Source organism: Kitasatospora sp. NPDC041988 (assembly GCF_055588525.1).
The window spans coordinates 482,650-503,665 of record NZ_JBVJCO010000001.1 but is presented as its reverse complement, the minus strand read 5'-3'; the positions used below and the strand labels follow the sequence as shown (position 1 = coordinate 503,665).

Annotated in this window: 18 protein-coding genes; 5 read left to right on the top strand and 13 right to left on the bottom strand. The window is 73.4% G+C overall.

What is annotated here, in order from left to right; genetic code table 11:
• Positions 1-262 precede the first annotated feature (262 nt).
• Entirely contained in the window at positions 263-415 is a 153-nt protein-coding gene (locus ACZ6NC_RS02115; protein ID WP_465727988.1) for a hypothetical protein, read from the top strand.
• A gap of 264 nt (positions 416-679) precedes the next feature.
• Entirely contained in the window at positions 680-2,038 is a 1,359-nt protein-coding gene (locus tag ACZ6NC_RS02110; RefSeq protein ID WP_465727986.1) for an FAD-dependent oxidoreductase, read from the top strand.
• Positions 2,039-2,262: 224 nt separating this feature from the next.
• Here ACZ6NC_RS02110 and ACZ6NC_RS02105 read toward each other — a convergent pair whose 3' ends face one another.
• The 6 genes from ACZ6NC_RS02105 to ACZ6NC_RS02080 all read right to left on the bottom strand — a co-directional run bounded on the left by ACZ6NC_RS02105 (position 2,263) and on the right by ACZ6NC_RS02080 (position 8,822).
• On the bottom strand, positions 2,263-2,712 hold the full coding sequence (locus ACZ6NC_RS02105) for a helix-turn-helix transcriptional regulator (RefSeq protein ID WP_465727984.1): 450 nt from the start codon (positions 2,710-2,712) through the stop codon (positions 2,263-2,265).
• Between the two features lie 113 nt (positions 2,713-2,825).
• The gene (locus ACZ6NC_RS02100; RefSeq protein WP_465727982.1) at positions 2,826-5,231 is read right to left on the bottom strand and encodes an ATP-binding cassette domain-containing protein; all 2,406 of its coding nucleotides are present in this window, start codon (positions 5,229-5,231) and stop codon (positions 2,826-2,828) included.
• A 287-nt stretch (positions 5,232-5,518) separates the two neighbouring features.
• Positions 5,519-6,919 carry a diaminopimelate decarboxylase gene (gene lysA, locus ACZ6NC_RS02095; RefSeq protein ID WP_465727980.1) on the bottom strand — a complete coding sequence of 467 codons (1,401 nt, stop codon included), beginning with the start codon at positions 6,917-6,919 and terminating at the stop codon, positions 5,519-5,521.
• A gap of 99 nt (positions 6,920-7,018) precedes the next feature.
• Positions 7,019-7,243 (bottom strand): hypothetical protein, encoded by a 225-nt coding sequence (locus ACZ6NC_RS02090; RefSeq protein WP_465727978.1) that lies wholly within the window; start codon positions 7,241-7,243, stop codon positions 7,019-7,021.
• A gap of 551 nt (positions 7,244-7,794) precedes the next feature.
• Positions 7,795-8,265: a hypothetical protein gene (locus ACZ6NC_RS02085; RefSeq protein ID WP_465727976.1), complete on the bottom strand. Its 471-nt coding sequence runs from the start codon at positions 8,263-8,265 to the stop codon at positions 7,795-7,797.
• A gap of 56 nt (positions 8,266-8,321) precedes the next feature.
• A complete protein-coding gene (locus ACZ6NC_RS02080) occupies positions 8,322-8,822 on the bottom strand; it encodes a cupredoxin domain-containing protein (RefSeq protein ID WP_465727974.1) in 501 nt (166 codons plus the stop codon).
• A 394-nt stretch (positions 8,823-9,216) separates the two neighbouring features.
• Here ACZ6NC_RS02080 and ACZ6NC_RS02075 point away from each other — a divergent pair, with 394 nt between their 5' ends.
• Complete coding sequence (locus tag ACZ6NC_RS02075; RefSeq protein WP_465727972.1) at positions 9,217-10,149, top strand: alkaline phosphatase family protein; 933 nt, start codon at positions 9,217-9,219, stop codon at positions 10,147-10,149.
• A 117-nt stretch (positions 10,150-10,266) separates the two neighbouring features.
• Here ACZ6NC_RS02075 and rocD read toward each other — a convergent pair whose 3' ends face one another.
• The 5 genes from rocD to ACZ6NC_RS02050 all read right to left on the bottom strand — a co-directional run bounded on the left by rocD (position 10,267) and on the right by ACZ6NC_RS02050 (position 15,975).
• Positions 10,267-11,529, bottom strand: a complete 1,263-nt coding sequence (gene rocD / locus ACZ6NC_RS02070; protein WP_465727970.1) for an ornithine--oxo-acid transaminase — start codon at positions 11,527-11,529, stop codon at positions 10,267-10,269.
• 182 nt (positions 11,530-11,711) lie between these two features.
• Positions 11,712-12,227 (bottom strand): Lrp/AsnC family transcriptional regulator, encoded by a 516-nt coding sequence (locus ACZ6NC_RS02065; RefSeq protein ID WP_465727968.1) that lies wholly within the window; start codon positions 12,225-12,227, stop codon positions 11,712-11,714.
• 180 nt (positions 12,228-12,407) lie between these two features.
• On the bottom strand, positions 12,408-13,337 hold the full coding sequence (locus ACZ6NC_RS02060; RefSeq protein WP_465727966.1) for a TolB-like translocation protein: 930 nt from the start codon (positions 13,335-13,337) through the stop codon (positions 12,408-12,410).
• On the bottom strand, positions 13,334-14,572 hold the full coding sequence (locus tag ACZ6NC_RS02055) for an MFS transporter (protein ID WP_465727964.1): 1,239 nt from the start codon (positions 14,570-14,572) through the stop codon (positions 13,334-13,336). The genes ACZ6NC_RS02060 and ACZ6NC_RS02055 overlap by 4 nt, the downstream gene beginning before the upstream one ends.
• On the bottom strand, positions 14,572-15,975 hold the full coding sequence (locus ACZ6NC_RS02050) for an alkaline phosphatase family protein (RefSeq protein WP_465727962.1): 1,404 nt from the start codon (positions 15,973-15,975) through the stop codon (positions 14,572-14,574). The genes ACZ6NC_RS02055 and ACZ6NC_RS02050 overlap by 1 nt, the downstream gene beginning before the upstream one ends.
• Positions 15,976-16,419: 444 nt before the next feature.
• On the opposite strand from ACZ6NC_RS02050, the gene ACZ6NC_RS02045 reads away from it, so the two are divergent.
• Both ACZ6NC_RS02045 and argG read left to right on the top strand, forming a co-directional pair.
• Positions 16,420-17,094, top strand: coding sequence for a hypothetical protein (locus ACZ6NC_RS02045; protein ID WP_465727960.1), 675 nt, complete (start codon positions 16,420-16,422; stop codon positions 17,092-17,094).
• Positions 17,095-17,282: 188 nt separating this feature from the next.
• Positions 17,283-18,728 (top strand): argininosuccinate synthase, encoded by a 1,446-nt coding sequence (gene argG / locus ACZ6NC_RS02040; protein WP_396324930.1) that lies wholly within the window; start codon positions 17,283-17,285, stop codon positions 18,726-18,728.
• Positions 18,729-18,856: 128 nt separating this feature from the next.
• Here the strand turns inward: argG and ACZ6NC_RS02035 are convergent, their stop codons facing one another.
• Positions 18,857-19,708, bottom strand: coding sequence for an SAM-dependent methyltransferase (locus tag ACZ6NC_RS02035; protein WP_465727958.1), 852 nt, complete (start codon positions 19,706-19,708; stop codon positions 18,857-18,859).
• Positions 19,709-19,818: 110 nt separating this feature from the next.
• Complete coding sequence (locus tag ACZ6NC_RS02030; RefSeq protein ID WP_465727956.1) at positions 19,819-20,745, bottom strand: zinc-binding dehydrogenase; 927 nt, start codon at positions 20,743-20,745, stop codon at positions 19,819-19,821.
• Between the last annotated feature and the right edge of the window lie 271 nt (positions 20,746-21,016).

The window sequence follows — 21,016 nt, the reverse complement described above, 5'->3', positions numbered from 1 at the left end:
GCAGCGAGAACGGCCACAGCCTAGCCTCTCCCAAGATCGACGCAATCGAATTTCTCGCCGTCCCGCTGCCGGGGTTCGCCGGGCGCCGACCACCAGGCCGAGTGCCCCTCCCGAGGGCCGATGACAGTTGGTGACGACCGAACGGACGCGACACGCCGCTGGCAGGAGGCCGCCCAGGAGCTGGCCCCGGAGAAGGCCGCACCGCGCGTCGCCGCACACGCCAAGTTCGTGGTGACCACGGTGACCGCCCGGGACGGCTCGGGTGCGCAGCCGTGCTTGTCCGGGCAGCGGGACGGCGGACTCCTCCGGCAACGCCACGGTCGACGCCTCGGCCGACCTGGGGCAACCGTTCCACGGGTACGCCGCCGCCCTGACGGTGGGTGGCGCATCGAAGGCGACCGCGACCCTGCCGTAGCGGCACCGCACTCCCGGCCGGCAGCCGGTGGGGAGCGCGGCCGCCCGCCACGGCCACTGGGCTCCGGGGTGCGGCAGGGGTCGGCCGGTCCGTCGTGGGGTAGGCACAGGGCGGCACCGCACCCGTGGGACGGCCCGGCCGCGACGAGGGGCAACCGAACATCCGCTCGTCCCTCGTTCGGGTGGACTTCTCCTCAACACCGGCATTTCAGCGGGGAGTTGCCGCAAGGGTGGACCCGGTTCGCAATCTGCTGGCGGAGGCCGTATGGGCAAGAAGTACGCATCGGGGAAGGCCGTCGTGATCGGCGGCAGCTACGGGGGGTTGGTGACCGCACGCGTCCTGGCCGAGTTCTTCGGCGAGGTGGTGATCGTCGAACGGGACTCCGTCGACGACCGTACCGGGGCGCATCCGAGTGCGCCGCAGGGCTATCACGCGCACGCGATGCTCGCCAAGGGCGGTGAGGTCCTGGAGGAGCTGTTCCCCGGGCTGCGGGACGAACTCAGCGCCCTCGGGGCCCCCGTGTTCGACTACGGGGAGGGCATCGACTTCCTGCTCCCGACCGGGTACGCCCCGCGGCAGCGGACCGGGGTCATGATCCAGACCTTCACCCGGGACGAGTTGGAGCGGCGGATCCGCGGCCGGGTGCTCGCCCTCCCCGAGGTCACGCTGATGTCCTCCACCCGGTGCGAAGGGCTGCTCCGCGACCCTTCCGGCCGGGTGACGGGCGTTCGGATCAGCCGGCAGGCAGCCGATCCGGAGGAGATCGCCGCCGACCTGGTGGTCGACGCCTCCGGCCGGACCAGCAAGCTGGAGGAGTGGCTGCGGGCGGGCGGCGTCGCGGTGCCGCCGAAGCGGGTGGTCAGGGCGAAGGTCACCTACACCTCGATGAACTTCGACCGGCCCGAGGACCGGCCGGCCGACTTCCGGGTCGCCTACCAGATGCTGTCCGCCCCCACCGTGCGGGAGGCCGGCGTGCTCCTGGCGGTCGAGCACAATCGCTGGACGTGTTCGCTGTTCGCCTTCGAGGACGAACCGCCCACCGACGACGACGGCTACCTCGGCTTCGCCAAGGGCCTGCGCAACCCGCGGCTGGCCGAGCAGATCGGGCAGCGCACCGTCCAGGAGCCCACCTACCGCTACACCAACCTCGACAACCAGTGGCGCCAGTACCACGCCGTCCGGAACTGGCCGGAGCGGCTGATCGCCCTCGGCGACGCGGTCTGCGTCTTCAACCCCGTCTACGGGCAGGGCCTGACGGTGGCCGCGATGGAGGCGGACCTGCTGCGCCGGATGCTCGCGGCCCGGCGGCCCGAGGAGGGTTTGGACGGGCTGGCCCGGGCCTGCCAGAAGCGGGTGGGGCGGCTCCTGCTCGCGCCGTGGATGCTGTCCACCAACTCCGACCTCATGTGGAACCCCGACAAGCAGCCGCTCGGCGCCCGGATCGCGTACTGGTACAACGCCCGGCTGTTCCAGGTCGCCGTGAAGGACGCGGGGGTCTGGGCCCGGTTCGTCCGGGTCGTGAACATGACCGCCTCTCCCGCGGTGCTGTTCCACCCGTCCGTCGCGCTGAAGGTCCTCACCGCGGCGACCTCCCCCGCAGGCTCCCGGCCCCACCACGAGTGACGCCCCGGCCCCGGCCCCGCGAGCGCGGGGCAGGGGCCGGAGGCAGGGCCCCGCAGGATGGCCGGCGGGGTCGGCGCCGCAGGGGCGGGGTCGGCGCGACACGGCCGGGGCGTCCGTGCGGCGTCCGTGGCCCCCTCGGACACGGGAGCTCCTCGGCGCGGGACCACGACGCCAGGACACCGGCGTTCCGCAGCGGCCCGTGCCGCCGGCGGCTCCGGCCGGTGCTACTGGGGCAGGTCGGCGGAGGTCGGGGTTTCGCGGTTCCTGATCGGTCTGGTCACCTGTTTCGCCGTGCACGACGGCATCCCCGCCGTCGCGCGCGCCGCATCGCGACGGTAGGTGCTGGGCGACATGCCGACCAGTTCGGTGAAGCGGGTGCTGAAGGTGCCCAGCGACCCGTAGCCGACCGCGAAGCAGACCTCGGTGACGCTCAGGTCGCCACGGCGCAGCAGTGCCATCGCGCGCTCGATGCGACGCGTCATCAGGTAGCCGTACGGCGACTCGCCGTACGCGAGCCGGAACGCGCGGCTGAGGTGCCCGGCCGACATGTGCGCGCCGCGGGCGAGCGCCTCGACGTCGAGCGGCTGGGCGTACTCCCGGTCGATGCGGTCGCGGACGCGGCGCAGCCGTGCGAGATCGCTCAGGCGCTGCGGCTCGTCGGGTTTGCTGGTCATCTTCGAGATCGTGCCACAGACGGCACCCGTCCGGCAGGGGAATGCCTGCTCGACCCGGTGGAGCACGCTCCCTCACGGGCCGAGCAGGACACAGGTGCCGGCGAGGGCCCCGGTCAGGCGCCGACGTAGGCCGCGAGGTGCTCGCCGGTGAGAGTGGAGCGGGCGGCGACGAGGTCGGCGGGGGTGCCCTCGAAGACGATCCGGCCGCCGTCGTGGCCGGCGCCGGGACCGAGGTCGATGATCCAGTCGGCGTGGGCCATGACCGCCTGGTGGTGCTCGATGACGATGACCGACTTGCCGGAGTCGACGAGCCGGTCGAGCAGGCCGAGCAGCTGCTCGACGTCGGCGAGGTGGAGGCCGGTGGTCGGCTCGTCGAGGATGTAGACGCCGCCCTTCTCGGCCATGTGGGTGGCCAGCTTGAGCCGCTGCCGCTCGCCGCCGGACAGGGTGGTGAGCGGCTGGCCGATGGTGAGGTAGCCGAGTCCGACGTCGGCGAGCCGGGCGAGGATGCGGTGCGCGGCCGGTGTGCGCGCCTCGCCGTCGCCGAAGAACTCCTCGGCCTCGGTCACCGACATGGCGAGCACCTCGCTGATGTCGCGGCCGCCGAGGTGGTAGTCGAGCACCGATGCCTCGAACCGCTTGCCCTCGCAGTCCTCGCAGGTGGTGGCGACGCCGGCCATCATCGCCAGGTCGGTGTAGACGACGCCGACGCCGTTGCAGGTGGGGCAGGCGCCCTCGGAGTTGGCGCTGAACAGCGCCGGCTTGACGCCGTTGGCCTTGGCGAACGCCTTGCGGATCGGGTCGAGCAGGCCGGTGTACGTCGCCGGATTGCTCCGTCGCGAGCCGCGGATCGCGCCCTGGTCGATCGACACCACGCCCTCGCCGGCGGTCCCCGGCTTCCGGGACAGCGACCCGTGCAGGAGCGAGCTCTTGCCGGAGCCGGCGACGCCGGTGACCACCGTGAGCACCCCGAGCGGGATGTCGACGTCGACGTCGCGCAGGTTGTTCGCCGTCGCGCCGCGGATCTCCAGTGCGCCGGTGGGCTTGCGCACCGTCTCCTTGACGCGGGCCCGGTCGTCGAAGTGGCGGCCGGTGATGGTGCCGCCGGTCCGCAGCCCCTCGACGGTGCCCTCGAAGCAGACGGTGCCGCCCGCCGAACCGGCGCCGGGGCCGAGGTCGACGACGTGGTCGGCGATCACGATCGTCTCCGGCTTGTGCTCCACGACGAGCACCGTGTTGCCCTTGTCCCGCAGCCGCAGCAGCAGGCCGTTCATCCGCTGGATGTCGTGGGGGTGCAGGCCCGTGGTGGGCTCGTCGAAGACGTAGGTGGTGTCGGTGAGCGAGGAGCCGAGGTGGCGGATCATCTTGACGCGCTGCGCCTCGCCGCCCGACAGCGTGCCCGACGGCCGGTCGAGCGAGAGGTAGCCGAGGCCGATCTCCACGAACGAGTCGAGGGTCTGCTGCAGGGTGGTGAGCAGCGGCGCCACCGACGGGTCGTCGAGGGCGCGGACCCAGGCGGCCAGGTCGCTGATCTGCATCGCACAGGCATCGGCGATGCTGATTCCCTCGATCTTCGACGAGCGGGCCGCCTCGCTGAGCCGGGTGCCACCGCAGTCGGGGCAGGCGGTGAACGTCATCGCCCGCTCGACGAAGGCGCGGATGTGCGGCTGCAGCGCGTCGATGTCCTTGGAGAGCATCGACTTCTGGATTTTCGGGATCAGCCCCTCGTACGTCAGGTTGATGCCGTCGACCTTGATCTTGGTCGGCTCCCGGTGGAGGAGGTCGTGCAGCTCCTTCTTGGTGAACCGGCTGATCGGCTTGTCCGGGTCGAAGAAGCCGCAGCCGCTGAAGATGCGGCCGTACCAGCCGTCCATGCTGTAACCGGGGATCGTGAGCGCGCCCTCGTTGAGCGACTTGCTGTCGTCGTAGAGCTGGGTGAGGTCGATGTCGGTGACCGATCCCCGGCCTTCGCAGCGCGGGCACATGCCGCCGGTGATGCTGAAGCTGCGCCGCTCCTTCACGGTCTTCCCGCCGCGTTCGAGAGTGATCGCGCCCGCCCCGCTGACCGAGGGGATGTTGAAGGAGTACGCCCGCGGCGAGCCGATGTGCGGCTGCCCGAGGCGGCTGAAGAGGATGCGCAGCATCGCGTTGGCGTCGGTGGCGGTGCCGACCGTGGAGCGGGCGTCGCCGCCCATCCGCTGCTGGTCGACGAGGATCGCGGTCGTCAGCCCTTCGAGGACGTCGACCTCGGGCCGCGCCAGCGTGGGCATGAAGCCCTGCACGAAGGCACTGTAGGTCTCGTTGATCAGCCGCTGGGACTCCGCGGCGATCGTGCCGAACACCAGTGAGCTCTTGCCCGAGCCGGAGACACCGGTGAACACCGTCAGCCGGCGCTTCGGGATCTCGATGCTGATGTCCTTGAGGTTGTTCACGCGCGCGCCGTGCACGCGGATCAGGTCGTGGCTGTCCGCAACGTGCAGCTCGGGCGCCTGCGTGGTCGTCCTCGGGGCCGTGCTCATCGTGTCTCCATCTGTTGCGCGGGGCCGCCTTCAGCTGCCGGGCAGCGCCGCCCTCCCGGTCTCCGCCGGCGTCGCCCGGCTCGATCTAACCAGCTTCGAGTCACTCGGGGGCCTGCGCTTCTCGATTCCTGACCGGTCCGGCCGGCTCTTTCGCCGGGCACGGCGGAATCCCCGCGGAACACGGCGACGAGGAGCGGCCCCGGTGGACCAGCCCGCCCGGGCGCCGCACATCCGCCCACCCTGGGCGCCGCGCACCAGGCTGCCCCGGGCGCCGTACACCAGCCCGGTCAGCGGCCGACCTCGCGGGTGCGGAAGTCGTCGACCGTCTCGCGGCGGATCAGCAGGCGCGCCCGGCCGTCACGGACGGCGAGGACGGCGGGGCGGCCGACCAGGTTGTAGCCGGAGGCCATCGACAGCTGGTAGGCGCCGGCGGCCGGGACGGCCAGCAGGTCGCCGGCCCGCAGGTCGGCCGGGAGGCGGGCGTCCCGGACCAGGACGTCGCCGGCCTCGCAGTGCCGGCCGACCACGTCCGTCCGGGCCGGCGGGGCGTCGGAGCGCCGGCCGACCAGCCGGACGGTGTACGGCGAGCCGTAGAGGGCGGGTCGGGGGTTGTCGCTCATACCGCCGTCGACCGCGGCGAAGACGCGGCCGTCGGCGGTGTGCTTCACGGACAGCACGCGGTAGACGGCGACCCCGGCCGGCCCGGCGATGGCGCGGCCCGGCTCGACCACGAGGCGTGGCAGCGCGAGACCGGCCTCCGCGCAACGCGCTGCCAGGCGGGTGGTCACCCGGCCGGCGAAGTCCGCGAGGTCGAGTTCGCCGTCCTCGGGCAGGTAGCGGATGCCGTGGCCGCCACCGAGGTCCAGCTCCGGCAGCTCGACGCCGTGGCGGTCGCGCAGTTCGGCCAGGAACCGCACCACGGCGTCCACGGCGGCGAGGTAGGGCTCGACCTCGGTGATCTGGGAGCCCAGGTGGCAGTGGAGGCCGACCAGTTCGAGCCCGGGCTGGGCCAGCACGCGGGCGACCGCGTCGGCCGCGTCCCCGCCCTCGATCGCGAACCCGAACTTCTGACCGCCGACGCCCGTGCGCACCGCCTCGTGATGGCCGGCGGCGATCCCCGGCAGTACCCGGACCAGCACGCGCTGCGGCGTGTCCGCCGCCACCAGCGCCGCCAGCCGGGCGATCTCCGCCGCGCCGTCGATGACGATCCGACCGACCCGCAGCCGGCGGGCGAGCCGCAGCTCCTCCGGGGTCTTGGCGTTGCCGTGCAGCACGATCCGGTGTGCCGGGAAGCCTGCCGAAGCGGCCAGCCACAGCTCGCCGGACGAGCAGACATCCAGGCCCAGGCCCTCCTCGGCGACCCAGTCGGCCATCGCGCTGCACAGGAACGCCTTGGCGGCGTACAGCACCTCGGCGTGCGGCAGGGCCTGCCGGTAGGCGCGGGATCGGGCCCGCACCTCGGCCTCGTCCAGGACGTACAGCGGGGTACCGAACCGGTCGGCGGCCTCCGCGAGGCCGACCCCGCCGACCAGCAGCTCCCCGCCGGCGCCGGCGAGTGCCGAGGCCGGCCAGGGGCTGCCGACGGCGGCTTCGGCGCCGGGGGCGCCTCCCGGAGCGGTGTCGGCCGTGTCGGCCGACCGGCCGGGCAGAGGAAGGACGGCGAGCGAGGTGGCGGACGGCCTGGTCATGGCGTGGGACTCCTCCGGGGAGGTCGGGGCGTGTCGGTGGCGACCTGCGCACGGCGCGGACGGCGCCGGCGGAGAGCGGACGGCGGAGAGCGGACGGCGTCAGTCGAGGTACTCCATGGCGATCCGGCAGTGCGCCGCCCGCCCGCGCAGCCGCTGGGCGCCGACTGCGGACGGCCCGTCCGCGGGCTCGTCCTCACCCGGCTCCGGCCGGAGGGCGGGGACCGGCGCCCGGCCGGGGCGCCGCGGCGGGACGGCGTTCTGCCCGACGCTGCGCAGCGGCCGGGCGCCGGGGGCGACGGCGGTGGCGGTCTGGGTCTCGCTCATGGTGGACGCTCTCTTCCGGGGTACGAGCGGACCACCGGTTCGGGCCCGCTGCTCCAGTGGATCCCCGGTGCGGGCCGAGCGCAGCCGGCCTTGACGCGTGGCCTACGCGCAGGAGTCCGTCCTTGACGGCTTTCTGACATCCGCCGGGTACGAGCAGGTGATTCCCCTCCGCGGGCGCCGGTGCGCGCCCACCCCGTCGGGAGCGGGAGCCGGTAGAAGTCGTCGGGGGCACGCTCGCCGTCCGGGTTCGCGGCCAGGGCTTGGACCGCCTCGGGCTCATGACGATGCATCCCGCGACCATCCTCTTCTCGACGGAGCTCCCTGTTCGAGTTCGACGCCGACCCGAAGATCGTCGAGGCGAGCAGGACCCTTCAGACCGCCGTGATCTGCGCGGTGTTCGGCAAACCGGTCCCGGCCGCCCCGGCCGCGGCCCAGGCCGGCTGACCGGAGCCCGCTGCCCCCGTCGGATCCGTCCGACGGGGGCAGCTTGGCGACGGTACTCGCCCGTCCGGGCCGTGCCGGCGCGCCGACCGGCCGGCAGCGGCTGGGCGTCAGGCCGGTCTGCCCGGAGCGGGCCTCTTGGCGTGCCGGGGTCTGTGCCGCCGGCCGGGCCGGACCAGCAGGACGGTCAGGGCCGCCACCGCGACCGCCTGCGCCCAGGCGGCGGTGGTCTTGTCGGTGGACCAGATCGGCTCGTACATGTTTGGCAGCGGGCCGTGGGCGCCGACGTCCACGTAGCGGTAGAGGAGGATCGCGGCGAGCCCGGCGGCGGCGGTGAGCCAGGCGAAGGCGTCGCCGGCCCGATGACGCCAGAGCAGGACGAGGACGACCGCGAGACTCGCCGCGGCTGCCTCGGCGCGGAACAGGGTCCCTTGGCTGATGTCCGCGGTGACGGCGTCGTACTGGCCGGCGAGGCGGGCGTGCACGGCGGCGTCCACGGCCAGCCCGGCCGCCGCGAGCAGGCGCAGGACGGCGTTGACGGCTCGTCCGCGGCGCGCGGTGCCAGGGGCGGGGCCGGCCATGGCGGGTACCTCCGGGATCGGTGGAGCGAATCGGTGGGGCGGGTCGGTGGAGCGGGTCAACCGACGGTGAGGGTGCCGTGCATGAACGGGTGGATGGTGCAGATGTAGGGGTGGCTGCCGGGGTGGGCCGGTGCGGTGAAGGTCGCCGACTTGCCCGGGGCGATGGTGCCGGTGTCGAAGGACTTGTCGGACGCCGTGAGGGTATGGGAGGCGGAGTCCTCGTTGGTGACGGTCACCGTTTCGCCGGGCCGCACGGTGAAGTCGGCCGGCTCGAACAGGAAGTTCTTGATCGTCACCTGCACGGCGCCGCTGCTGGTCGTGCCCGACGGCGACGGAGTGCCGGTGGCGGACGCGCTCGCGGTGGTGGCGCTCGCGGTGGCTGTGCTCGCGGTGCTTGAGCTCGCGGTGGCCGTGCTTGCGGTGGCTGTGCCTGCGGCACTTGTGCTCGCGGTGCCCGAGCTCGCACCGCCGCTTCCTGAGTTGCTGCTGGAGCAGGCGCCGAGGGCAGCGGCGATGAGCAGGGCGCCGGCGGCCCGGAGCAGTCGGGAGGTGGTCACGGGGCTCCGTTCGAAGGGGGGTGAGAAGGACCGTCGCACCGGCGGGGCCGGCGGCGTGCCGGGCCGTCGCAGCGGTGACGACGTCAGGGCTCCCGCCTCACCTTCTGCACGGCCCGCCCGCTGAACGGTTCGCCCCTTCGGGAACCGGCGCCGAACCACTCCCCCGGGTGACCGCTGGAGGTCCGGACGGCGGACGGACGGCGAAGGTCCGGACGGCGGACCGACGGCGGCATGGCGCGTGTCCGCCGGAGCCCCCACGGCAGGCCGCTCCGGCGGGCACGCCAACGGTCGGCGCCCCGCGTTTGCCGCGCCCACAGCGCCGGGTTCTGCTGGAGGGGAGGGAGTGACGGCGCCGCGGCCGGCGGCTTCGCGTCCCAGCCGCAGGAGAGCCGAGATGTCCCGGTCACAGCCCGCAACCACGGACGGGGCTGTCGCACGGCACCCCCGCACCCGCCGACAGCCCCGTCGAGGCGCCAGGTGCCCGGCGGTCCTAGGCCTGGTCGCCTCGGCCGGCCTCTGGACGGCGTGCGGACCGGCCGGCGCCGCCGCCACGCACGCCGAGGCCTTCCCCGCCCCGGCCCATGTGGTGGTCGTGGTCCTGGAGAACCACCAGGAGTCGCAGATCATCGGCAACCCCGACGCCCCCTTCATCAACTCCCTGGCGAGTGGGGGCGCCGTCCTCACCGACTCACGCGCGGTCACCCACCCCAGCCAGCCGAACTACTACGCCCTCTTCTCCGGGGACACCCAGGGCGTCACCGACGACCACTGCATCACCCCCGGCTTCAGCAACGCGGCCAACCTCGCAACGGAGCTCGCGGACGCCGGCCACAGCTGGGGCAGCTACAACGAGGACCTGCCCGGCCAGGGCGACACCACCTGCCGCAGCGGCCTGTACGCGCAGAAGCACAACCCCTGGTTCGGCTTCGGCAACGTCCCCACGGACACCGCGCACACCTTCGAGAGCTTCCCGCAGGACTTCGGGCAGCTGCCGGACGTCTCCTTCGTCATACCGAATCTCTGCAACGACATGCACGACTGCCCGGTGGCCACCGGGGACAGCTGGCTCAAGGACAAGCTCGGCGGCTACGCGGACTGGGCGCAGCAGAACGACAGCCTGCTGATCGTCACCTTCGACGAGGACGACTCGCACGGCACGGACAACCGCATCCCCACCGTGCTCCACGGCCGGCCGGTCGCTCCGGGGAGCACGAGCGGCACCCGCTACGACCACTACGACGTGCTGCACACCATCGAGTCCATGTTCGGCACCGCGCACGCCGGCCACTCGGTGACGGCGTCCGACATCACCGGCATCTGGAGGTGACGGGCAGGCGCCGCGAGGAGCGTTCCCTCCCGGCGCACGCTGCGGTGCGGCCCCGGCAGAGCTGCCGCCCCCGGCCGGGCCGCTCGCGACCGGCCCGGCCGGGCTTCTGCGGTGCCCCTACCCGTGGTGGCCGAGGACCGTGCCGAGGGCCGCGAGGGCTGTTTCCAGTTCCTCCCGCGTGATCGTCAGGGGCGGGGCGAGCCGGATGGTGGCGCCATGGGTGTCCTTGACCAGGACGCCCTCGCCCAGGAGCCGCTCGCTGATCTGGCGGCCCGTCCCGATCTCGGGGTCGATGTCCACCCCGGCCCACAGGCCGCGGGCCCGGTAGCCGGTCACTCCCCTCCCGTTCAGGGCCTCCAGGCCGCTGCGCAGGACCTCGCCCAGCTCGGCCGCGCGGCGCTGGAACTCGCCGGTGGCCAGCAGCCCGACCACGGCCGAACCGACCGCGGCCGCCAGCGGGTTCCCGCCGAAGGTGGAGCCGTGCTCGCCGGGGTGCAGCACGCCGAGGACCTCGCGGCGGGCGACCACCGCGGAGACGGGGACGATGCCGCCGCCGAGCGCCTTGCCGAGGAGCAGGACGTCCGGCACGACGGATTCGTGGTCGACGGCCAGGGTGCGGCCGGTCCGGCCGAGGCCGGACTGGATCTCGTCCGCGATGAAGAGGCAGCCCGCACGCCGGGTCAGTTCACGGACGCCGGTGAGGTAGCCGTCGTCGGGGATCACGACACCGGCCTCGCCCTGGATGGGTTCGATCAGGACGGCGGCCGTCGTCTCGTCGATCGCCGCTTCGAGTGCGGCGAGGTCGTTGTAGGGGACGATGCGAAAGCCCGGGGCGAAGGGGCCGAACCCGGCGCGGGCGGTGTCGTCGGTGGAGAAGCCGACGATGGTGGTCGTGCGGCCGTGGAAGTTCTCGGCGGCGACGACGATCGTCGCCCGGTCCGGGGCCACGCCCTTGACGTCGTACGCCCACTTGCGGGCGATCTTGATGCCGCTCTCCACCGCCTCGGCGCCGGTGTTCATCGGGAGGACCATGTCGAGGCCGGTCAGTCCGGCCAGCGCCTCGGCGAAGCCGGCGAGGCGGTCGTGGTGGAAAGCCCGGGAGGTCAGGGTGAGCCGGTCGAGCTGGCGGTGCGCGGCCTCGACCAGCACCGGGTGACGGTGGCCGAAGTTGAGCGCCGAGTAGCCGGCCAGCAGGTCGAGGTAGCGCCGGCCCTCGACGTCCTCGACCCAGACGCCTTCGGCGCGGGCGACGACCACGGGCAGCGGGTGGTAGTTGTGCGCGAGGACGGGTTCCTCCGCCCGGATGAGCTCGGCCGAGGAGCGCGGTGCGCGGCCGGGGGAGGCCATAGCGGGAGAGGCGGGGGCGGTGGAGGCGGTCATGGGCGGATCTCCTGGGTGCAGCACGTGATACCACCGCCGGCCTTGTGGAACTCCGACAGGAGGGGTTCCTCCGTTTCCGGTGAGGTGGTGATCGGGTTGCCTCAACGGTAGGAATCCACGCAGCCGCGCGACAAGGCGTCTGCGCTGCTCAGGTACGCACGAATGCTGCGTTCGGGGGCAGGTCAGCGCGCGTTCGTTGCGCGGCCGGGCGCGGCCCGCTCGCCCGGGCGGCCCACGCCGGCCTCCGGGCTCTCCGGCAGCAGGTGGGAGAGGACCAGGGAGCTGATCGTCTTGCGGACGAAGGGCTCGTTCCTGATGCGTTCCAGCACCTCCTCGAAGTGCCCGACGTCGGTGGCCCTGATGTGCAGCAGCGCGTCGGCGGCGCCGGTCACCGTCATGGCGGCCGTGATCTCCGGGTAGTCGCGCACGACCTCCGCGAGGCGCCTGGGCGGCGCGGCACTGTCGCAGTACACCTCCACGTACGCCTCGGTGCGCCAGCCGAGGGCCGCCGGTCTGACGGTGGCGCTGAACCCGGTGATCACGCCGTCCTTGCGCATCCGGTCGACCCGGCGTTTGACCGCGCTGGCCGACAGGCCGACCGAAGCGCCGATCTCCGCGAAGCTCGCCCTGGCGTTGTCGATCAGGGCGTTGACGATTCTGCGGTCCAGCTCGTCGAACTGCGCTGCTTCGCTGGTCATACTGGGTCCTCCCGGGCCGGCGGTCGGCTCCCGACCCTAGCCGGACGCGGCACCGCCCGGATCCGCCGCCTCGGCGGATCCGGGTCGACACCGGGCGCGCCCGACGGCGGCCCGGACCGGCGGAGCGCGCGAACGGGTGAACCACGGCCGGGCCAGCGCAGCCGGGTGGAGCGCAGGCGCTCAGCGGAGGGCGGCCGGGGATTCGGCGTTGCGGGCGAGCAGGGTCGGCCGGCCGCTGCCGTCCGCCGGGACGGTCCAGACGTCCGCGCCCGTCCCGGGGTGGGGGAGGCCGTAGGCGAGCGTGGTGTCGTCGAGCCAGGCCGGTTGGTCGTCGACGCTGCGGGTCTCGGCGACCGGGAGCTCGGCGAGGTCGGCCAGGCGCAGCACGGTCAGGCGCCAACTTCCGTCGGGCAGGCGCCTCTTGTAGGCCAGCCGGGTGCCGTCGGGGGCGAGCGACGGGCATTCCACGTTGTCCTTGACGGTGTGCAGGCTGCGGGCTGCGAAGTCTCCTGCCACGAGGGAGCGGTGGCCGTCGGCGGACATGGTGGCGTAGAAGCGGTTGTCGTCGGCGGTGAAGGTGACGCCCCAGAAGTTGGCGTCGGGGGCCGGTTGGTGGCCGTCCACCGTGAAGTTCTCCAGGTTGCCGACGAGGGTGTCGGTGCGGGTGTCGAGGATGCCGGAGCGGGTGGAGAAGCGGCCGCCGTTGTAGGAGTCGCCGGTGACGAAGACGGTCCAGGAGACCATGCGTCCGCCGGCGGAGACCCGGGCCCGGCTGGGCACGCCGTTCAGCGGGAGGCTGCTCTGCTCGCGCAGATCGCGGCCGAGGACGGTGACCTGGAAGGAGCCGGGGCTCTCGCGCAGGCAGACGCCGGTCCCGGCTGCCGCGTACACGCGGGCGCAGGGCAGGGCCGACTGGACCCGCCGACCGTCGGGCGTCTGCACGGCGAGGCGCCCGGTGCCGGTGTCGCGGATCAGCAGGCCGGGGCCGTCCAGGGTGGGGGCGGGGCCGGCCGGGGCGGGGCCGGGTGCGGCCCGCAGCAGGGTGTAGCCGACGGCGACGACGGTGAGCAGGAGGGTGGCGGCCAGGGCGGTGAGGATGCGCCAGTTCACGGCGATGAGCGTCCTTCGAGCAGGGGTGCGGAGGCGGCGAGGGCGGTGGCGAGGGCGGCGGCGGCGCCGAGGCAGGCGGCGGCCGTGCCCCAGCTCTGCCAGGCCAGGCCGAACAGCATCGAGGAGCAGAGGCCGGCGAGGGCCTGTCCGGTCTGGAGGAGGGCGAGTCCGCTGGTGCGCAGGTCGCGAGGGAGCAGCGGACCGGCGAGGGCCATCAGCACGCCGTCGGTGGCGGCGTAGAACGAGCCGTGCAGGAGCAGGATCAGCGGGACGAGGAGGGCCGGGGAGCCGGGGCCGAGGGCGAGGAGCACCTGAACGGTGATGACGGCGCCGTAGCCGGCGAGGACCACCGGCCGCCGGCCGACCCGGTCGGCGAGCCGTCCGAGCGGCGCGGCCAGCCCCAGGTAGGCGAGGGCGGAGCCGACGGCCAGGAGCGGGAAGGCGGTCAGGGGCAGGTCGTCGCGGCGCTGGAGGATCAGGTAGACGAAGCCGTCCCCGACGGTCGTCGCGGCGAGCAGTGCGGCCGCCGTGCACAGCCTGCGGAACGGCCGGTGGCGCAGCAGTGCGAGCGCGGCGCCGAACCGGACCCGGCCCGGCCGGAGCGGCTCGCGGTGGTCGCGGACGAAGAGCGCCAGCAGCACGACTCCCAGCAGGGCGAAGCAGAGGCTGACGAGGAACACCGCGTCGTAGGAGCGGCTGGAGCCCGCCAGGGCGAGGACGCCGACCGCGACGAGCGGCCCGGCGAACGCGCCGAGGCTGTCCATGGCCCGGTGCGCGCCGAAGGCCCGGCCGAGCCGGTCGGCGGGTACGGACAGGGTGATGAGGGCGTCCCTGGGTGCGGTGCGCAGGCCTTTGCCGGTGCGGTCGGCGGCCAGGACGGCGCTGATCGCGGCGGGCGCGGCGCCTACCAGCAGCAGGCCGGCCTTGGCGGCCGCCGAGAGGCCGTAGCCGAGTCCGGCGACGAGTTTGCGGCGCCGGTACCGGTCGGCCGCGTAGCCGCCGAGGAGCCGGGTGAGGGCGGTCGACCCGGTGAAGAGCCCGTCGAGCAGGCCGTACTGGCCGGTGCTCAGGTGGAGGCCGAGGACGAGGTAGGCGGGCAGGACGGAGCCGACCATCTCGGCGGAGATGTCGGTGACCAGGCTGACCAGGCCGAGGGCGAGGACGTTGCCGGCGAGGATCTGCCGGGCCGGGGCCCCCGTGGCAGGGGCCCCGGCCCGTACGTGGGCGAGGTACATCAGCTCAGCGTGAGATCGTCGAACCAGGTGATGCTGGGGTCACCCGGGTAGTTGTCGTCGTGGTTGACCAACTGCACGGTGTAGGAGTGGCCGGGGGTGAGCGTGTCGGTGACCTGCTGCCAGCCGCCGTTCGCGATGCAGGTCCTGGGCAGCGGGGTGGCCGTCGTGCCACTGGTGTTGTGCCGGACGACGACGCTGGCCCAGGCGTAGTCGACGGTGTCCCGGCAGTCGCCCTTCCACCAGACGGTGAGCCTGGTGATGCCGGGCGGGGCGGTGAAGGTCTGGGTGAGGACGGAGTCGCCGTCGGTCGGTCCGGTGGCCCCTGCCGCGGCGCTGTAGGCGCCGGAGTGCGCGGCGTCGGCGATGGCGGTGGTGCCGGTGCGGGTCCAGCCGTTGAAGGTGCCGTACTCGAAGCCGCCGTTGACGACGCCCGTGGGGGTGGTGGGAGTCGGGGTGGGCGTGCCGGTGGGGGTCGGGCTCGGGGTGGGTGAGGTGGTCCACACGTCGGTGACCGGGGTGGCGGTCGCCGCGCTGCCGATGGGGGCGAGGCCATAGGCGTCCTCGATCGTGCGCAGCACGTTGTAGTGGTCGATCCGTTGGGAGGAGGAGGCACCGGGGCGGACCTTCTCGCCGACGAAGACGGTGGCGATCTGGTTGAGCGAGCTGAAGTTGTCCTCGTCGAAGGTGACGATCAGCAGGCTGTTGTGGGTCTTGGCCCACTGGGCGTACCCGTCGAGGTTGTCGCGCAGCCAGGTGTCGCCGGTGGCGGGTTCGCAGTCATGCATGTCGTTGCACATGTCGGGCACGACGAAGGAGACGGTCGGCAGCTGGCTGTAGTCGGTGGGGAAGGTGCTGTACGGCACGCTGGCGGAGGCCGGGACGTTGTCGAAGTCGGCCCAGGGGTTGTGCTTGCGCACGTAACTCTTGTCGCTGCTGCTGCAGCCGGTGTAGCCGGTGGAGGGCAGGCCCTCGGAGTAGCCCTTGAAGGTGTGGCCGGCGCCGATGAGCTGGCTGCCGAGGTTGGCCTTGCCGGTGAAGTTCTTCGGGCAGGAGTCGTCCTTGACCCCTTGCTGGGAGCCGGAGAACAGGGCGATGTAGTTGCCCTGGCTGGGGTGGTCGACGCCGAACGAGCGGGTGAAGCTCGCGCCCTGCTGGGCAAGGGAGTTGAGATAGGGGACGGCCGGGTTGCCGATGATCTTCGCGTAGTCCTTGTTCTCGAACAGGACGACGACGACGTGGTCGGGCTGCGGCACCGCGGTGGCTGCGGCGGCCGCGGAACGGGCGCTGGAGGAGGAGGCGGCCGAACGGGCGGCGGACGCGCCGGCGCCCATGGCCGCGCCGGCGCCGGCGAGGGCGATCACGAAGGCCACCACCGCCGTGACCACCGGCCTGCTTCTCGGCACGGCCTTGATTCCGGGCACAGCCCGGGTTCTCGGCACGGCCCGGGTTCTGGGCACGGGCTTGCTGCTCCGCATGGACTGCTCCTCTGCCGTGGGGGCGGTTGTCGCGGACATGGTGGAGCGAGCCGTACGGGAGCGGTAGCGTTCGCGTCGCCGCCGGACACCTCGGCGCGCGGCCGCCGGCCGCGCTGCCTGGACGAACGGGCGGCCGCACTGAAAATCCAGTACCGGCGAGTAACCAGGGGATCAGCGATCGACGACCTCCACCGAGCCCTGCGCGGCGGACCGTTCCACACCGCCCTGCGCTCGGCCATCACGGCCCGCGGGCTCAGCCTGGAGCGGCTGCACGAGCGGCTCGCCGCGGCCGGGCTCCCGGTCAGCGTCTCCACACTGAGCAACTGGCAGCGCGGCCGGAGCCGGCCCGGGCGCCCGGAGAGCCGGCGCGCGGTGGCCGCACTGGAGGGCCTGCTGGACCTGCCCGCCCGTTCGCTCACCGGCCTGCTGGACGAGCCGGCACACCGGGGCCGCCGGCCGCTCGCCCCCTCCCCCGGCACCCCCGTACTGCCGGCGAGCCGGCTGCGGGCCCGGCTGGAAGCGCCCGCCGAGCCCGAACTCGACGTCCTCGCCGTCCAGGACGACGTCACCGTCACGGGCACGGGCTGGGCGTGCGCCACCCGGACCGTCGTCCGGGCCCGCCGCCCCGGGGTGACCCGGCACGTGGTGCTCAGCCACGTCGGCGGCGACGCGCTCCCCGAGATCCAGGCGGGGCGCGACTGTACGCTCGGCCGCGTGCACGTCGACCGGGTGGCAGGGCTGATCGGCGCCGAGCTCGTCTTCGGCGCGCTCGGGCGCGGCGAAACCTTCGCCGTCGAGTACGTCATGACGTCCGCCGAGCCCGAGCGGTACTACGGGCACTGGTTCCGCACCGGCGGGCAGCACTACGAGCTGACCCTGCGCTTCACCCCCGAGGCGGGGGTGCGGCGGGCCCACCGGATCTGGCGGCTCGACCCGCGCTCACCGCACAAGGACACGGCCGCGCTGCGGCTCATCGACGGCCGCCTCGCGCACCTCGCGGACTTCGACCTCTCCCCCGGCTTCCACGGCATCCGGTGGACGGTCTGAGCGCCCGCCGCCCTCCTCGGGCGCGGGCCGGCCGCCGACGAGGGACCGGGCCGGGGTCCGGACCTGCCGCCCCGCGGCCCGGCCGACCGTGGCCGCGACGGCGCCGGACCGGCCGGGCCTGCCGCCCCGGCATTTCGGAGGCATACCCACCTCTTGCATGACCATGCGAGATCATGCATACTCTTCCCATGTCCAAGGTCCTCACCTCCCTTCCCGCCGGCGAGCGCGTCGGCATCGCCTTCTCCGGCGGCCTCGACACCTCGGTCGCGGTCGCGTGGATGCGCGACAAGGGCGCCGTCCCCTGCACCTACACCGCCGACATCGGCCAGTACGACGAGCCCGACATCGCGTCGGTCCCCGGCCGTGCGCAGACCTACGGCGCCGAGATCGCGCGCCTGGTCGACTGCCGCGCGGCACTGGTCGAGGAGGGCCTGGCCGCGCTCACCTGCGGCGCGTTCCACATCCGCTCCGGCGGGCGCGCCTACTTCAACACCACCCCGCTCGGCCGCGCCGTCACCGGCACCCTCCTCGTCCGGGCGATGCTCGAGGACGACGTCCAGATCTGGGGCGACGGCTCGACCTTCAAGGGCAACGACATCGAGCGGTTCTACCGGTACGGCCTGCTCGCCAACCCGCACCTGCGCATCTACAAGCCCTGGCTGGACGCGGACTTCGTGACCGAGCTCGGCGGCCGCAAGGAAATGTCGGAGTGGCTCCTCGCCCACGACCTGCCCTACCGCGACAGCACGGAGAAGGCGTACTCCACCGACGCCAACATCTGGGGCGCCACCCACGAGGCCAAGACCCTGGAGCACCTCAACACCGGTGTCGAGACCGTCGACCCGATCATGGGCGTGCGGTTCTGGGACCCGTCCGTCGAGATCGCCGCCGAGGACGTGACGATCGGCTTCGACCAGGGCCGCCCGGTCACGATCAACGGCAAGACCTTCGCCACCCCGGTCGACCTGGTGATGGAGGCCAACGCCATCGGCGGCCGCCACGGCCTGGGCATGTCGGACCAGATCGAGAACCGGATCATCGAGGCGAAGAGCCGCGGCATCTACGAGGCGCCCGGCATGGCCCTGCTGCACGCCGCCTACGAGCGCCTGGTCAACGCGATCCACAACGAGGACACCCTCGCCCAGTACCACAACGAGGGCCGGCGCCTCGGCCGGCTGATGTACGAGGGCCGCTGGCTGGACCCGCAGGCCCTGATGATCCGTGAGTCGCTGCAGCGCTGGGTCGGCGCCGCCGTCACCGGCGAGGTGACGCTGCGGCTGCGGCGCGGCGAGGACTACTCGATCCTCGACACCACCGGCCCCGCCTTCAGCTACCACCCGGACAAGCTCTCCATGGAGCGCACCGAGGACTCGGCGTTCGGCCCGGTCGACCGGATCGGCCAGCTCACCATGCGCAACCTCGACATCGCCGACTCCCGCGCCAAGCTGGAGCAGTACGCCCGGCTCGGCCTGATCGGCGACGCCAACCCCGCCGTCGGTGCCGCCCAGGCGGCCGCGACCGGGCTGATCGGCGCCATGCCGCAGGGCGGCGCCGAGGCCATCGCCTCCCGCGGCGAGGTCTCCGGTGCCGACGAGCTGCTCGACCGCGCCGCGATGGAGTCCGGCACGGACTGACCTGCGTACCGCAGACGAAGGGGCCCGGCTCACTGCCGGGCCCCTTCGTTGCTTCTGTCGGCCGTTGCTGCCGTCAGCCGTTCGTCTCGTCGGCCGTTGCTGCCGTCGGCTGCGCTTCCGGCGGCCGGTCAGCGCTTGACGGCAACTCCCGCGTAGGCGGGGGCCGCCTGCTGCCAGCCCTGCGGCAGGTCCGCCTGCGGCCGCCACAGTGGCAACTGCACCAGGCCCGGGTCGACCAGCTCGAAGTCGCCGAAGAACTCCTGCACCTCGGGGCGGGTCCGCAGGACCAGCGGGGAGCTCGCCCGGCTGTAGACCCTCGTCGTCTCGGCGACCGCCTCGGCCGACATGAAGTCCTGCGTCCCGTGCGAGAGGATCAGCAGGCTGCCCGGCGCCAGCGCGTCCCGCAGCCGGGCCACCGTCTCGGCGGCGCCTTCCTCGTCCCGGACGAAGTGCAGCACCGCCACCAGCATCAGGGCCACCGGCCGGGAGAGGTCGAGCGCCTCCTTCAGGCCCGGGTCGCCGAGGATCGCCTGCGGATCCCGCAGGTCGGCGTGGAGGACGGTGGTGTGACCGGCCGGGTGGTGGGCCAGCAGCGCGCGCGAGTGGGTGAGGACGATCGGGTCGTTGTCGACGTACACGACCCGGGCGTCCGGGGCCACCCGGTGGGCGACCTCGCCGGTGCTGCCCACCGCCGGGATCCCGGTGCCGATGTCCAGGAACTGGCGGACCCCCTGGCCGACCGCGAACTCCACCGCGCGCCCGAGGAACTCACGGTTGATCCGCGCCCCGAGCCGGGCGTCGGGCATGGCCGCGATGACCTTCTCGGCGGCCTCCCGGTCGGCCGGGAAGTTGTCCTTCCCGCCGAGGTAGTAGTCGTACATCCGCGCGGGGTGCGGGATCCCGGTGTTCAGCTCCGCCGGCGGCTGCCACTTCCCCGTCACCGCCTGCCCCGGCCCGCCGAGCACCGCATCGTCCCACATGAGTTCTCCCCGCGATCCATGACGTCAAGTCACCTCATCCTAACCAGGGCCACCTTCGGCCCGCCGGGACCCCGGGAGACGTACTGTGCGGGGTCGCCGCCGGCCGGCGCTCACGGCCCGGCCGGGGTGACGTCCAGGACGGCCTTGCCGCGGATCCGGCGGGCGACGAGGGCGTCGGCTGCCTCGTGGGCCCGGGACCAGGGGCCGCGCCAGCCGATCTGCGGGTCGAGCCGGCCCGTCTCCACCAAGTGGAGGAGGTAGGCGAGGTCGTTCCCGAAGGGGGTGCTCACGTTGAAGTTCTCCAGGCGGCCCCGCGGACTGTCGATGCGAGCCTGTTCGAAGTCGATGACGGTCGGCTCGCCGGAGGCCTTCCCGATGGCCTGGACGACACCGTCGGGTTCGAGGCGGCCGAACGCCTCGGCCAGTTGGCCGCCGCCGACGTTGTCGAGCACGCCGTACACGGGCGCGGACAGCTCGGCCGGGCCGTGGACGATCTCGTCTGCGCCCAGCTCGTACAGGCCCTCCGCACGGGCCGGGCCGCCGACCGAGGCGATGACGTGCGCGCCTGCCAGGGCGGCGAGTTGGACGGCGAAGCGCCCCACACCGCCCGAGGCTCCGGTGACCAGCACCCGGCGGCCGAGGACCGGGCCCAGGCGGCGGAGCGCCTGGAGTGCGGTGACGCCGGCCACCGGGAGCGCGCTCGCCGTGCCGAGGTCGACGCCGTCGGGCACGACGGCCAGCTCGGTGGTGTCCACCGCGCGCAGCCGGGCCCACGCCCCGCCCCAACCGAAGGTGACCACCCGCGCCCCGGCCGGCGGGCCCGAACCGTCGGCGGCCGGCCGGACGACGACACCGGCGGCGTCCCATCCGGAGACGTGGCCGGGCCTGGTCCGGGGGGACCGGTAGACGATCTCGCCGAAGTTGAAGGAGATCGCGGCGACTTCGACCAGCGCCTGCCCGGGCCCGGGCTCCGGGTCCGGAGCTTCGCCGAGGCTCAACTGCTGCGGGGCGTGCGGGTCGTGGACGAGGGCCTTCATGACGGTCCTTTCGGTCAGGGCCCGGCGCCGGGGCCGCCCAGGGGCGACCTGGGCCCGGCGCCGGGGCCGGTGGAGCGAGCCGTTCTCGCTCACGGGGACCACCCTGCCGGGAGCCGCGCACGATCCGCCGACGGTCCACGCACGCCCACGCGCGGGGCGCCTCATGCCGAAAGCGGGGGGTGTGTGTTGTGCAGAACGCAGTTCTCCGTGTGGGGGGGGAGCAGGAGGGAGGGACGTGAGTAGACGGGCAGCGAACCATCACCCCTTGCCG